A 12,686-nucleotide genomic window follows, 5' to 3' on the forward strand; every position below is an offset into this window, starting at 1 on the left:
GCCGCCGGGGAAGGGCTCAGGACGCCTCGTGCGGGCTGGCCGCCACCTCGGTGCCGTCCGGCAGCGTGGAGATCACGAAGTCGGCGAACACGTTCGGGGCGACCCCCTGCAGCTGGCGCAGGCACTCCACGGCCAGCTCACGGATCTCCACGTCGGCGTGCTCGGTGGCCCGCATCGCGATGAAGTGCCGCCACGCCCGGTAGTTGCCGGAGACCACGATCCGGGTCTCGGTGGCGTTGGGCAGCACCGCCCGGGCGGCCTGCCGGGCCTGCTTGCGGCGCAGCGTCGGGTTCGGCTCGTCGGAGAAGCGCTGCTCCAGGCCCTCCAACAACTCGGTGTACGCCTGAACGCTCGCCTCGGCGGCCGCCACGAACTTCTTGTGCAGCTCCGGGTCGTCGGCGATGACCGCCGGCTCGACCATGGCCGCGTCCCGTTCCGGGACGTAGCGCTGGGACAGCTGGGAGTACGAGAAGTGCCGGTGCCGGATCAGCTCGTGGGTGAAGGAGCGGGACACCCCGGTGAAGTAGAAGGTGACCGATCCGTGTTCCAGCACCGACAGGTGCCCGACGTCGAGAATGTGCGCCAGGTAGCCGGCGTTGGTGGCGGTCGCCGGGTTCGGCTTCTTCCACGACTGGTAGCAGGCCCGGCCGGCGAACTCGGCGAGCGCCTGACCACCCTCCGCATCGGTCGACCACGGCACGTCGTCCGGGGCCGCGAACTGGGTCCACGCGATCAACTTGACCTGGGGCTGCACCATCTCCGGCATTCCTGGGACTGTAGTGGCGCGGCGCCTCCGGCCCCAACTCAGGCGCGCCCCGTGCAATGTCGATCACTCAGGCAGCGAGTCCTCCGCCCGCAAGATCGCGCCACATCTCGGATGTAGTGGCATCCGTCGCGCCCGACCCCACTACATCCAGGATCGAGCACGATCATGGGTGGCGTAGGTGCGTCGGAGCGCAACGGGCAGCGGCGCGGTCAGACGTACAGCGAGGTGAACGGCGCCCAGGGCAGGTTGCGCAGCACCGAGAACGCGAGCCACACGCCCATGAACCCCACGATGACCTTCGAGCTGATCCGCAACTCCGGCAGTCGCCAACCGAACGCCTGGTTGGCCGCCCAGGCGACGAAGAGGTACGCGAGGAACGGCAGCGCGAAGACGAACAGGAAGTGGTGCCGGGCGGCGGCTGGCAGGTCGGCGTGCAGCACGTACCAGAGTGCGCGGGTGCCACCGCAGCCTGGGCAGTCCAGCCCGGTGGTCAGCTTGAGCAGACAGGTGGGCGCGGCGTCCGGAGGGGCGTCGGCCGGATTGCTGAGCAGCGCGTAACCCATGCCGGCGGCGACGCAGCCGACCGCGGCCAGCGGCACCGCCCAGCGCGGTGACCGCTCGTAGAGACGCAGCACGAACCTGGTGAGCCGGTCCGGCTCGGGCGCCGGGTAGCCACCCGGCGGGGTCGTCGGCCAACCACCCGGACCGACACCACCCGGACCGACACCAGCCGGGTCAGCCGGCACGGTGTGCACCGCCCCGGGGGCGGGCTGCGGCTGGTCGACCGGACCGGGAGCGCTCGTCACGCGCTCACGGTACACCGGACACGCCGGCCAACGCGGCGGTGAGCGGACCGGCCAGGTCGCCGCCCAGCGGTGGTGCCACCGCGTCCAGGCCGAGCCAGCCGGCGAGCCGGTGCAACTCGGCGGCGAGCGCCACCGCGGTCTCCGCCGGGTCGGCGTCGGGCTCGATCCAGGCGGCCGGCACCAGCAGCACCCCGGCCTTGCGGTCGGCCTTCAGGTCGACCCGGGCGGTGAACCGGTCGCCCTGCAGGAACGGCAACACGTAGTAGCCGTAGATCCGCTGTGGCGCCGGGACGTAGATCTCGATCCGGTAGGTGAACCCGAACAGCCGCTCGGTGCGGGCACGTTCCCAGATCAGCGGGTCGAAGGGGCTGACCAGCGTGTTTCCCCGAATCCACCGGGGCAGCCGCGCGGACGCGTGCAGCCAGGCCGGCTGTCGCCAGCCGGCCACGGTGACCGGCAGCAGCTCACCGGCCTCGGCCAGCTCGGCGACGGCCTGCCGGGCACCGGCCAGCGGCAACCGGAAGTAGTCGCGCAGCTCCGGCTCGGCGGCCACCCCGAGCGACCGCGCGGCAAGGGCCACAAGCGTGCGGTACGCCTCGGCGTCGGTCGGGGTGGGCGCGGCCAGCACCGCCGGGGGCAGCACCCGCTCGGGTAGGTCGTAGCGGCGGGCGAAGGAGGTGCTGCGCTCCGCGGCGGCCACCTCACCGGCCCAGAAGAGGAACTCCAGGGCCCGTTTGACCGCCGACCAGTTCCACCCCCAGTTGCCGGTCTCCCGTGGTGCGTCGTGCTCGATCTCGGCAGCGGTCAGCGGGCCGCGGGCGGCCACCTCGTCGCGAACCCAGGCGACCAGCTCCGGCTGCTCCTGGGCGATCCGCCGCATGCCGCCCCAGGATTCGCTGTGTGCTCGGGCCATCCGCCAGCGCAGCATCGGGTGCAGCTCGACCGGGACCAACGACGCCTCGTGACCCCAGTATTCGAACAACTCGCGGGGACGGCGGTAGGCGGCCTGGTCGAGCATCGTGGTCGGGTAGGGCCCGAGCCGGCTGTAGAGCGGCAGGTAGTGCGCGCGTTGCAGCACGTTCACCGAGTCCATCTGGATCAGGTTGACCCGATCCAGCACCCGACGCAGGTGCCGGCGGGTGGGCACGCCGGCTGGCGCCGGGTCGGCGAAGCCCTGAGCGGCGAGCGCCACCCGTCGAGCCTGGGCGAGCGAGAGTGATTCCGGTGCGGCCATCGTCGGCGACCTTAATTCATCGGTACGACGCCGGTGCGGGAAGCTGGACGCGACGACCAACGGGGCATAGAACGGTGCAATGCTGACCATCCGTCGGGAGGAGCCGGACGACGCCGAGGCGGTCGCCCGGGTGCACGTGCACGGCTGGCAGGCGGGCTACGCCGGCTTCATGCCGGACGAGGTGCTGGCCCGGCTGAACGTGGCCGCCTGGGCGCAGCGTCGCCGCGACATCGGCACCGCCGACCCGGACCACCCGTTCACCACCCTGCTCGGCGAGGTGGACGGGCTGGTCGTGGGCTTCACGACCTTCGGGCCGTACCGCCGCGACCAGGACCGCGACGACCTGGACCCGACGGTCGGCGAGGTGCTGGCGATCTACGTGGAGCCGGCGTGCTGGGGTGACGGGACCGCCACCGCGCTGCTGGCCGCCGCCCGGACCGGGCTGCACGAGCGGGGCTGGACCGACTATCGGCTGTGGGTGCTGGCGGACAACCGGCGGGCCCGCCGATTCTGCGAGCGGGCCGGGTTGTCACCGGACGGTGAGCAGTCGACCTACCAGGTGCCGCTTGCCGGTGGGAGCCCGCCGGTGGGGCTGGTCGAGCTGCGGTACGCCGGACGCCTCGACGGCTGAGCCGCCCGAGGTCAGCCAACCGCGGATCGGGAGGAAGGCCAGCAGCGCGAGGCTGATCCACACGTAGGCGTTGCTGCCCAGGAAACCGTCGACACCGGTGAAGTCCTTCTCCCAGAACCAGACGGTCCGGCTGATCAACAGCACGTACGCGATGGTCGCGGCGACCAGCAGGACCCACCGCCGACGGCCGACCGGCGCGGCCATGGCGTTGTCGACGAGCAGGATCAGCGCGGGCAGCAGCCAGACCAGGTGGTGCACCCAGGTGACCGGGCTGACCAGGCACATCACCGCGCCGGTCAACGCCAGGCCGGTGAGCTCGTCACCAGCCCGGACGGCGGCCCGGGACCGCCAGGCCCAGAGTGCCAGGGTGCCGAGCACCAGCAGCAGCCACAGCAGGGTGCTCGGGTGCTCCGGGTCGAGTCGGGCGACCACCCCGCGCAGCGACTGGTTGGAGACGAAGGCGAGCTCCCCCACCCGTCCGGTGTTCCACAGCGCCTCGGTCCAGAACTCCCGGGACGCGTCCGGGAAGAGCGCACCGGCCAGCAGCGACACCCCGGCGGCGGTCCCGCAGGCGGTGAGCGCCGCCCGCCACCGCCCGGTCACCAGCAGGTAGACGATGAACACGCCCGGGGTCAGTTTGATCGCGGTGGCGAGCCCGATGCCCACCCCGGCCCACCGGTTGCCGGCCGGCAGCAGCCGCAGCAGATCCACCGCCACCAGGAAGAGCAGCAGCGTGTTGACCTGGCCGAAGTTGATCGTCTCCCGCATCGGCTCGAACGCGGCGGCCAGGCAGAGCGCCACCGCGAGGGCGAACCACCGGGTCCAGCCGGCCCGGCGGGCGATCGGGTCGACCAGCCACCAGATGAGCACCGTGGTGGTGACCACGCTGGCGAGCACGCTCACCACGATCGCGGCCGTCCACGGCAGGTACGCCATCGGCAGCATGACCAGCGCGGCGAACGGCGGATAGGTGAAGCCGTACTGGGTGCTCGGCTTGAGGTAGTCGTAGATCTCCCCGCCGTCGTGCACCCACCAGGTCAACGCGCCGTAGTAGACCTTCAGGTCGAAGAAGCCGTGCCGCACCGCCGCGACGGCGAGGAACGCGGTGACCGCCGCGGCGAGCACCACCACCCCGACGACCTGCGCGGTCGTCCTCCTGGCACCCTGCGCCACCGTCGTCTCCCTCGTCCTGCGTAGGCTTCCGTCCCATGGCTCTCGGGTACGTCCGCCCGGCGCGTCCTGAGGACGCCGGCGAGATCGCACGCATCCAACTCGCGACCTGGCGGGTCGCGTACCGTCGGATCCTGCCTCGGCACGTGCTCGACAACCTGGACGAGGCGTTCCTCGCCCGGCGGTGGAGCGCCGCGGTGCTGGAGCCGCCCTCGGGCGCGCACCGGGTGCTGGTCGCCGTCGAACAGGCCGAGCAATCGTATCTGGTGGGGTTCGCCGCCTCCGGTCCGGCCGACGCGGAGGCGCTGGCCCCGGGCGAGCCGGCGGACGCGCTCGGCCCGGACGTGGCCGCCGTGACCGATCTGCTGGTGGAGCCGCGGTGGGGCCGGCGCGGGCACGGCAGCCGGTTGCTCGCCGCCGCCGTCGACCTGTGGCGGGAGGACGGTCTGAGCCGGGCGGTGGCCTGGGCGTTCGAGGGTGACGAGGCGACCCGGAAGTTCCTCACCAGCACCGGGTGGGAGCTCGACGGCGCGGCCCGCGCCCTGGACGTCGACGACATGCTGGTCCCCCAGGTACGCCTGCACGTGGGCGTACCGACGGAGAAGGTGTCGACGGACGACGAGCCTGCGGGCTGACCCTCGGTCCCGGACGCCGGCCCGCTCCGGCGCGTCCGGCCAGCGGTGCTGGGTCGATGTCGGACCGGTCGCCTACCGTCAGGCCCATGAGCTCAGCCACCGCGCCGCTGTCGGCGCCGACCGCCGAGGAGCACCTGGAGGACTTGCGGGTCGAGTTGACCGGTTACTGCTACCGGATGCTCGGCTCACTGTTCGACGCCGAGGACGCTGTGCAGGAGACTCTGCTGCGGGCCTGGCGCGGGTGGGACGGCTTCGACGGCCGGTCCAGCACGCGCACCTGGGCCTACCGGATCGCCACCAATGTCTGCCTCGATCTGCTGCGGGGTCGGCGGCGGCGGGCCCTGCCGACGGACTTCGGCGATCCGTCGTCGCCGTTGGCGGCAAGCCTCGGTGACGCCGAGACGGGTTGGTTGGGGCCGGCGCCGGATGCCGCGGTGCTGCCCACGGCGGATCCGGCCGAGCTGGTGGTGCTTCGGGACTCGGTCCGGTTGGCGTTCGTCGCCGCACTACAGCACCTGCCTGCCCGGCAGCGCGCGGCGCTGATCCTGCGGGACGTGCTGGGCTGGCACGCCGACGAGGTCGCCAGGCTGCTCGACACCAGCGTGCCGGCCGTCAACAGTGCGCTGCAGCGTGCCCGGGCCACGCTCGCCGACCGGGACGGCGGGGCGACAGGTCCGGAGTTGGACGAGGAGCACCGCGACCTGTTGGACCGCTACGTGCGGGTGTTCGAGCGGTACGACATCGACGCCCTGGTGGGTCTGCTGCGCGAGGACGTGGTGCACAGCATGCCTCCGTACCGGATGTGGTTGTCCGGTGCGGCCGACATCGGCCGGTGGATGACCTCCGGGCCGGGGTCCGGCTGCCGGGGCTCGCGGCTCCTTCGGGTGTCGGCCAACGGCGGCCCGGCGCTGGCGCAGTACCGTCCCGACCGGGCGGGGGGCCACCGACCGTTCTCCATCCAGCTCATCGACGTCGCCGACGGTCAGATCATCCGGCTCACCCACTTCCTGGAGCCGGCGCTCTTCGCCCGCTTCGGCCTGCCCGACCGAATCGCCTGACCGCGCACCGATGAGTTCGGGGGCGGACGGTCGTCCACCCTCCGACACCAGCCGTGACCAGGAGGGCAAGAGACGATGCGGACAGCACACCAAGCAGCCGGGCGTCGGGAGTGGATCGGGCTGGCGGTGCTCGCCCTGCCGACCCTGCTGCTGGCACTCGACCTGAGCGTGCTCTACCTGGCCCTGCCCAGCCTCAGCGCGGACCTCGGCGCCGACAGCACCCAGCAGTTGTGGATCACCGATGCCTACGGCTTCCTGATAGCCGGTTTCCTGGTCACGATGGGCACCCTGGGCGACCGGGTGGGCCGTCGACGCCTGTTGCTGATCGGGGCCGGGGCGTTCGCCGTGGTCTCGGTGGTGGCCGCGTACGCGCCGAACCCGCCGCTGCTGATCGCCGCGCGGGCACTGCTCGGCGTCGCCGGGGCCACGCTGATGCCCTCCACGCTGGCCCTGATCAGCAACATGTTCCAGGTCCCGGCTCAGCGCGCGGTCGCGGTCGGGGTCTGGATGAGCTGCTTCATGGGCGGGATGGCGGTCGGCCCGGTGATCGGCGGGGTGCTCCTGGAGAATTTCTGGTGGGGCTCGGCGTTCCTGCTGGGCGTGCCCGTGATGGTGGTGTTGCTGGTGACCGCGCCGCTGCTGCTTCCGGAGTTCCGCGACCCACACCCCGGTCGACTCGACCTGGTCAGCGTCGGGTTGTCGCTCGCCACCATCCTGCCGGTGGTCTACGGCGTCAAGGAGTTGGCCCGGCACGGTTGGCGCCCGCTGGCCGTGCTGGCGATCGGGACCGGCCTGCTGATCGGGGTGGCCTTCGTCCGGCGGCAGCGCCGGCTGCCTCATCCGCTGCTGGACGTGGCCCTCTTCGCCAACCGCACGTTCACCGCCGCCCTGCTGCTGTTCCTGCTCAACGGCGTGTTGATGGGCGGGACCTTCCTGCTCGTCAGCCAATGGCTGCAACTGGTCGAGGGGCTGACGCCGCTGCGCGCCGGGCTGCTGCTGGTGCCGCAGGCGGTGGCGATGATCGGTGCGACCACCCTGGCGCCGTTGCTGGCCCGCCGGTTCCGGCCGGGGCACGTCATGGCCGTTGGGCAACTGGTCACGGCGGCGGGCTTCCTGCTCCTCACCGGGGTGGAGGGCGACCACGCCCTCCTCGTCGTCCTGGTCGCCTTCGTCGTCGCCTCGGTCGGGATCGCACTGCCGTCGGCCCTGGTCACCGACCTGATCGTGGGGTCGGCCCCGCCTCAGCGAGCCGGCTCGGCAGCGTCGATGTCCGAGACCAGCGGCGAGTTGGGCATCGCGCTGGGTGTGGCGGTACTGGGCAGCGTGGGGGCCGCCGTCTACCGTGCCGAGCTGGGTCCGGCGCTGCCCGCGGGGCTGTCCGCCGAGGCGGCGGCCCGGGCCCGCGACGGGCTGGCCGGGGCGGTGACGGTGGCCGGTGAGGTGCCGAGCGGGGTCGGTGCCGCACTTGTCGACGCCGCTCGGGCGGCCTACACGAGTGGGCTGGTCGTGACGGCCACCGCCGGTGCCGTCCTGCTGCTCGGGCTCGCCGTGGTCGCCGCGTTGGCGTTCCGGTCGGTGCCGCCCTACGCGTCGGTCGATGCCGAGCCAGCCCAGCCTGAGGAGACCGCACCGGTCACGGGTCAGCGCTGATACCGCGAGTCGCCGCCCGCTCCGGAGGTGGTGGAACGGACCGGTCAGTCGAGCAGCGCGTCCAGGGCGACGGTGAGGCCGGGGCGGTTGCGCACCGCGCGGACGGCCAGCAGCACGCCCGGCATGAACGACACCCGGTCGTACGAGTCGTGCCGGATGGTGAGCGTCTCGCCGGTGGTGCCGAAGAGCACCTCCTGGTGGGCGACGAGTCCGCTGGCGCGCACCGCGTGCACGCGTACCCCGTCGATGTCGGCGCCGCGCGCACCCGGCACCTCGTCCTTGGTGGCGTCCGGGACCGGGCCGAGGCCGGCGTCGGCGCGGGCCTGGGCGATCTTTCGGGCGGTGTGCGTGGCGGTGCCGCTGGGCGCGTCCAGCTTGCCCGGGTGGTGCTGCTCGATGATCTCGACGGACTCGAAGTGCCGGGCGGCCCGCGCGGCGAACTGCATCATCAGCACCGCGCCGATGCCGAAGTTCGGGGCGATCACCACACCCACCTCGGGCTTGTCGGCCAGCCAGCCGCGCACCTGCTCCAGCCGCTGCTCGGTGAAGCCGGTCGTGCCGACCACCGCGCTGATGCCCTGCTCGACGCACCACCGGAGGTTGTCCATGACGACGTCCGGGGTGGTGAAGTCGACGACCACGTCAGCGCCGGAGGCGGCGGAGAGGTCGTCACCCTGGTCGATGGCGGCGACCAGATCGAGGTCGGCGGCGGCGTCGACCGCCTTGCAGACCTCGATGCCCATCCGGCCGCGCGCACCCAGCACGCCGACCCGCAGCGGCTCGGCCGGGGTCTTTCCCTGCTCGTCAGTCACGGGGCACAACCTATCCCAATCGGGACGTGCCCTTCGGGCCGGACCCGACCCGGACCACTGACCGGGCAGCCCTCAGACGGTGAAGTCGCCCGCGCCGAACGGGCCGACCACGGCCAGCGACATGGGCCGGCTGAGCAGCTCGGCGGCGAGGACGTTCACGTCCTGCACGGTGACCTCGTCGACCCGGCGGAGCAGCTCGTCCACCGGCATCAGGTCGCCGTAGAGCAGCTCACCCTTGGCCAGTCTGCTCATCCGGGAACCGGTGTCCTCCAGGCCGAGCACGAACGAGCCCTTGCTCATCCCCTTGCCGCGGGCCACCTCCGCCTCGGTCAAGCCGTCGGCGGCCACCCGGGCCAGCTCGGCGCGGGTCAGGGCCAGCACCTCGTCCACCTTGCCCGGTGCGCAGCCGGCGTAGACGGCGAACAGGCCGGTGTCGGCGTACTGGCTGGCGTAGGAGTAGACCGAGTACGCCAGGCCGCGCTGCTCGCGGATCTCCTGGAACAGGCGGCTGGACATGCCACCGCCGAGCACGTTGTTGAGCACCCCGAGGGCGAAGCGCCGATCATCGAGGCGGTCGATGCCGGGGCAGCCGAGGATGACGTGCGCCTGCTCGGTCTCCTTCGGCTCCACCAGGGTGGTCGCCGGCTTGGTGCGTACCGCCGGGGTGGCCGCGCGGTGCGGCGCCGGGGTGGCCGGGTCGCTGTCCAGTGGGGTGCCCCGCACGGCCTGGCGGACCATCTTCACGACCGTGGCGTGGTCCAGGTTGCCGGCGGCGGCGATGACGATCTGCGGCGCGGTGTAGCGGCCCCGGTAGAAACTCTGGATCTGCTTGCGGGTCATCGGCGTGACCGTCTCGGCGGTGCCGGAGATCAGCCGACCCAGCGGGTGCTCCCCGTAGACGGCCTGGACGAAGAGGTCGTGCACCTCGTCACCGGGCTCGTCGTCGTGCATGGCGATCTCTTCCAGGATCACGCCACGCTCGGTCTCGACGTCGGCCGGCTCCAACAGCGAGTCGGCGACCGCGTCGCACATCACGTCGATCGCGAGCGGCAGATCCTCGTCCAGCACCCGCGCGTAGTAGCAGGTGTATTCCTTCGTGGTGAACGCGTTCGTCTCACCACCCACCGCCTCGATCTGCGAGGAGATCTCCAGCGCGGTGCGCTTGTGGGTGCCCTTGAAGAGCAGGTGCTCGAGGAAGTGCGCGGCACCGGCCTGCGGGCCGGTCTCGTCGCGGGAGCCGACCGCCACCCAGACGCCGAACGAGACGCTGCGCATCGTCGGGATCGCCTCGGTGAGGACGCGCAGGCCGCTGGGCAGCACGGTACGTCGTACCGTGCCGCCCAGCGGGTCGTCGCTGAGCGTCCGGGTCACCGCGCGGGCGGTGCCGCCGGAGCGGCCCGCCCCGGTGTCCCGGGACGCAGCCACCCCCCGTCGATCCGGTGGAAACGGCGCACTGAAGGCCCGACTCACGACTTGCTCCCGGTTCGACGAGGGGTGGGTGATGCGAGGTACGACGATCAGCTGTGCCGGGTCCGGCGGCGCGGACGCTCGCCGCCCTCGCCACCCTCGCCGCCGCCGCCACCGTTGCCGCCTTCGCCGCCACGCTCGGGGCCACGGCCGCCTCGGTCGCCGCCACGCTCACGGTCGCCACGGTCACGCGGAGCCCGGTCGCCCCGGTCCCGACCAGCCGGCCGGTCGCCAGCGGCGGCCTCACCGGCGGCCGGAGCCTCGGTGCCCTCCGGGCGGACCTTGTCGAGGTAGATCTTGCCGCGGGCGTCGATGTCCGCGATCTCGACCTCGACCCGGTCACCGACGTTGAGGAAGTCCTCGACGCGCTCGACCCGCTTGCCGTCGCCCACCTTGGAGATGTGCAGCAGGCCGTCACGGCCCGGCAGCAGCGAGATGAACGCCCCGAACGCGGCGGTCTTGACCACCGTGCCGAGGAACCGCTCGCCCTGCTTCGGCAGCGTCGGGTTGGCGATGCCGTTGATCCGGTCGACGGCCGCCTGGGCCGACGGGCCGTTGGTGGCGCCGACGTAGATCGTGCCGTCGTCCTCGATGGAGATCTCGGCGCCGGTCTCGTCCTGGATCGCGTTGATGGTCTGCCCCTTCGGGCCGATCACCATGCCGATCTTGTCGACCGGGATCTTGACGGTGGTGACCCGCGGCGCGTAGTCCGACATCTCGGCCGGAGCCTCGATCGCGGCCTTCATGACACCGAGGATGACCTGCCGGGCCTCGTTCGCCTGCTGCAACGCGGCAGCCAGCACGTCCGACGGGATGCCGTTGAGCTTGGTGTCGAGCTGGAGCGCGGTGACGAACTCCGGGGTGCCGGCAACCTTGAAGTCCATGTCACCGAACGCGTCCTCGGCACCGAGGATGTCGGTGAGCGTCACGTACTGGGTCTTGCCGTCCACCTCGTCGGAGATGAGCCCCATCGCGATGCCGGCGACCGGCGCCTTCAGCGGGACACCCGCGGAGAGCAGGCCCAGCGTCGACGCGCAGACCGAACCCATCGAGGTGGAGCCGTTGGAGCCGAGCGCCTCCGACACCTGCCGGATGGCGTACGGGAACTCCTCGCGCGACGGCAGCACCGGGATCAGCGCACGCTCGGCGAGCGCGCCGTGCCCGATCTCGCGACGCTTCGGCGAGCCGACCCGGCCGGTCTCACCGGTCGAGTACGGCGGGAAGTTGTAGTTGTGCATGTAGCGCTTGCGGTTCTCGGGGGACAGCGTGTCCACCATCTGCTCCATGCGGAGCATGTTCAGCGTGGTGACGCCCAGGATCTGGGTCTCGCCCCGCTCGAACAGCGCCGAACCGTGCACCCGGGGCAGCACGCCGACCTCGGCGGTCAGCGCCCGGATGTCACGCGGGCCACGGCCGTCCATGCGGACCTGCTCGCGCAGCACGCGGTTGCGGACCTCGGACTTGGTGAGCGACCGGAAGGCGGCGCTGAGCTCCTTCTCCCGACCCTCGAACCGAGCGCCCAGCTCCTCGGCGACACGGGCCTTGACCCGGTCCAGGGCCTCCTCGCGGTCGGCCTTGCCGGCGATGGTGATCGCCTCGGCGACCTCGCCGCGGGCCAGCTCGGAGACGGCGTCGTACACGTCGTCCTGGTAGTCCAGGAAGACCGGGAACTCGGTGACCGGCTTGGCGGCGACCTCGGCCAGCTCGCTCTGCGCGCGGCACAGCTCACGGATCGCCGGCTTGGCGGCCTCCAGACCGCTGGCCACGACCTCCTCGGTCGGGGCGGTGGCGCCGGCCGAGATCAGGGCGACGGCGTTCGGGGTGGCCTCCGCCTCGACCATCATGATCGCGACGTCACCGTCCTCGAGCGTGCGGCCGGCCACGACCATGTCGAAGGTGGCGCGAGCCAGCTCCTCCAGGGTCGGGAAGGCAACCCACTGGCCGTCGATGTGGGCGACGCGGGTCGCACCGATCGGGCCGGAGAACGGCAGGCCGGAGAGCTTGGTCGACATCGAGGCGGCGTTGATCGCCACGACGTCGTACGGGTGCTGCGGGTCGAGCGCGAGGATGGTCTCGACGACCTGGACCTCGTTGCGCAGGCCCTTCACGAAGGACGGGCGCAGCGGCCGGTCGATCAGGCGGCAGGTGAGGATCGCGTCCTCGCTGGGCCGGCCCTCACGGCGGAAGAACGAGCCGGGAATGCGGCCCGCGGCGTACATCCGCTCCTCGACGTCGACGGTCAGCGGGAAGAAGTCGAACTGCTCCTTCGGGTGCTTACCGGCGGTGGTGGCGGAGAGAACGACCGTCTCGCCCAACTGGGCGATGACGGAACCGGCGGCCTGGCGAGCCAGCCGGCCGGTGGAGAAGGTGATCTCGCGGGTGCCGAAGGACCCGTTGTCGATCACAGCGGTGCGGGATTCGGTGCCGAGTTTGGTCTCGGTCATGTGCTGTCGTGCT

11 protein-coding genes are annotated in these 12,686 nt (G+C 72.0%); 4 read left to right on the plus strand and 7 right to left on the minus strand.

Annotated elements, in window-relative coordinates; all coding sequences use genetic code 11:
• Nucleotides 1–16 precede the first annotated feature (16 nt).
• From thyX to AB0C01_RS04670, 3 genes are all read right to left on the minus strand, one after another.
• Nucleotides 17–757, minus strand: coding sequence for an FAD-dependent thymidylate synthase (gene thyX / locus AB0C01_RS04660; RefSeq protein WP_355031682.1), 741 nt, complete (start codon nucleotides 755–757; stop codon nucleotides 17–19).
• A gap of 218 nt (nucleotides 758–975) precedes the next feature.
• The gene (locus tag AB0C01_RS04665) at nucleotides 976–1,572 is read right to left on the minus strand and encodes a DUF2752 domain-containing protein (protein ID WP_357570222.1); all 597 of its coding nucleotides are present in this window, start codon (nucleotides 1,570–1,572) and stop codon (nucleotides 976–978) included.
• Nucleotides 1,573–1,576: 4 nt separating this feature from the next.
• Entirely contained in the window at nucleotides 1,577–2,806 is a 1,230-nt protein-coding gene (locus AB0C01_RS04670; RefSeq protein ID WP_357570223.1) for a crosslink repair DNA glycosylase YcaQ family protein, read from the minus strand.
• 79 nt (nucleotides 2,807–2,885) lie between these two features.
• Between AB0C01_RS04670 and AB0C01_RS04675 the strand changes: the two genes are divergently transcribed.
• The gene (locus tag AB0C01_RS04675) at nucleotides 2,886–3,437 is read left to right on the plus strand and encodes a GNAT family N-acetyltransferase (RefSeq protein ID WP_357247334.1); all 552 of its coding nucleotides are present in this window, start codon (nucleotides 2,886–2,888) and stop codon (nucleotides 3,435–3,437) included.
• On the opposite strand, the gene AB0C01_RS04680 is transcribed toward AB0C01_RS04675, so the two are convergent.
• The gene (locus tag AB0C01_RS04680; protein ID WP_357570224.1) at nucleotides 3,336–4,610 is read right to left on the minus strand and encodes a glycosyltransferase family 87 protein; all 1,275 of its coding nucleotides are present in this window, start codon (nucleotides 4,608–4,610) and stop codon (nucleotides 3,336–3,338) included. The two genes, AB0C01_RS04675 and AB0C01_RS04680, sit on opposite strands and share 102 nt — an antisense overlap.
• 35 nt (nucleotides 4,611–4,645) lie before the next feature.
• Here AB0C01_RS04680 and AB0C01_RS04685 point away from each other — a divergent pair, with 35 nt between their 5' ends.
• The 3 genes from AB0C01_RS04685 (at nucleotide 4,646) to AB0C01_RS04695 (ending at nucleotide 7,950) form a co-directional block, all read left to right on the plus strand.
• Nucleotides 4,646–5,242 (plus strand): GNAT family N-acetyltransferase, encoded by a 597-nt coding sequence (locus AB0C01_RS04685; RefSeq protein ID WP_357247328.1) that lies wholly within the window; start codon nucleotides 4,646–4,648, stop codon nucleotides 5,240–5,242.
• Nucleotides 5,243–5,328: 86 nt separating this feature from the next.
• Nucleotides 5,329–6,300 (plus strand): sigma-70 family RNA polymerase sigma factor, encoded by a 972-nt coding sequence (locus AB0C01_RS04690; RefSeq protein WP_357570225.1) that lies wholly within the window; start codon nucleotides 5,329–5,331, stop codon nucleotides 6,298–6,300.
• 75 nt (nucleotides 6,301–6,375) lie between these two features.
• Entirely contained in the window at nucleotides 6,376–7,950 is a 1,575-nt protein-coding gene (locus tag AB0C01_RS04695) for an MFS transporter (RefSeq protein ID WP_357570226.1), read from the plus strand.
• Nucleotides 7,951–7,994: 44 nt separating this feature from the next.
• On the opposite strand, the gene dapB is transcribed toward AB0C01_RS04695, so the two are convergent.
• From dapB to AB0C01_RS04710, 3 genes are all read right to left on the minus strand, one after another.
• Entirely contained in the window at nucleotides 7,995–8,762 is a 768-nt protein-coding gene (gene dapB / locus AB0C01_RS04700) for a 4-hydroxy-tetrahydrodipicolinate reductase (protein ID WP_357247320.1), read from the minus strand.
• A 72-nt stretch (nucleotides 8,763–8,834) separates the two neighbouring features.
• Entirely contained in the window at nucleotides 8,835–10,232 is a 1,398-nt protein-coding gene (locus tag AB0C01_RS04705; RefSeq protein ID WP_357247317.1) for a pitrilysin family protein, read from the minus strand.
• A 47-nt stretch (nucleotides 10,233–10,279) separates the two neighbouring features.
• Nucleotides 10,280–12,673: a polyribonucleotide nucleotidyltransferase gene (locus AB0C01_RS04710; RefSeq protein WP_357247315.1), complete on the minus strand. Its 2,394-nt coding sequence runs from the start codon at nucleotides 12,671–12,673 to the stop codon at nucleotides 10,280–10,282.
• Between the last annotated feature and the right edge of the window lie 13 nt (nucleotides 12,674–12,686).

The sequence above is a fragment of the Micromonospora sp. NPDC048905 genome, assembly GCF_040649655.1.
Classification (GTDB): domain Bacteria; phylum Actinomycetota; class Actinomycetes; order Mycobacteriales; family Micromonosporaceae; genus Micromonospora.

What these genes read in the sequence shown, in the direction of transcription:
- AB0C01_RS04685 (WP_357247328.1), top strand. Translation starts at nt 4,646, where the DNA reads ATGGCTCTCGGGTACGTCCGCCCGGCGCGTCCTGAGGACGCCGGCGAG.
- AB0C01_RS04675 (WP_357247334.1), top strand. Translation starts at nt 2,886, where the DNA reads ATGCTGACCATCCGTCGGGAGGAGCCGGACGACGCCGAGGCGGTCGCC.
- AB0C01_RS04670 (WP_357570223.1), bottom strand. Translation starts at nt 2,806, where the DNA reads ATGGCCGCACCGGAATCACTCTCGCTCGCCCAGGCTCGACGGGTGGCG.
- thyX (WP_355031682.1), bottom strand. Translation starts at nt 757, where the DNA reads ATGGTGCAGCCCCAGGTCAAGTTGATCGCGTGGACCCAGTTCGCGGCC.
- AB0C01_RS04695 (WP_357570226.1), top strand. Translation starts at nt 6,376, where the DNA reads ATGCGGACAGCACACCAAGCAGCCGGGCGTCGGGAGTGGATCGGGCTG.
- AB0C01_RS04710 (WP_357247315.1), bottom strand. Translation starts at nt 12,673, where the DNA reads ATGACCGAGACCAAACTCGGCACCGAATCCCGCACCGCTGTGATCGAC.
- AB0C01_RS04690 (WP_357570225.1), top strand. Translation starts at nt 5,329, where the DNA reads ATGAGCTCAGCCACCGCGCCGCTGTCGGCGCCGACCGCCGAGGAGCAC.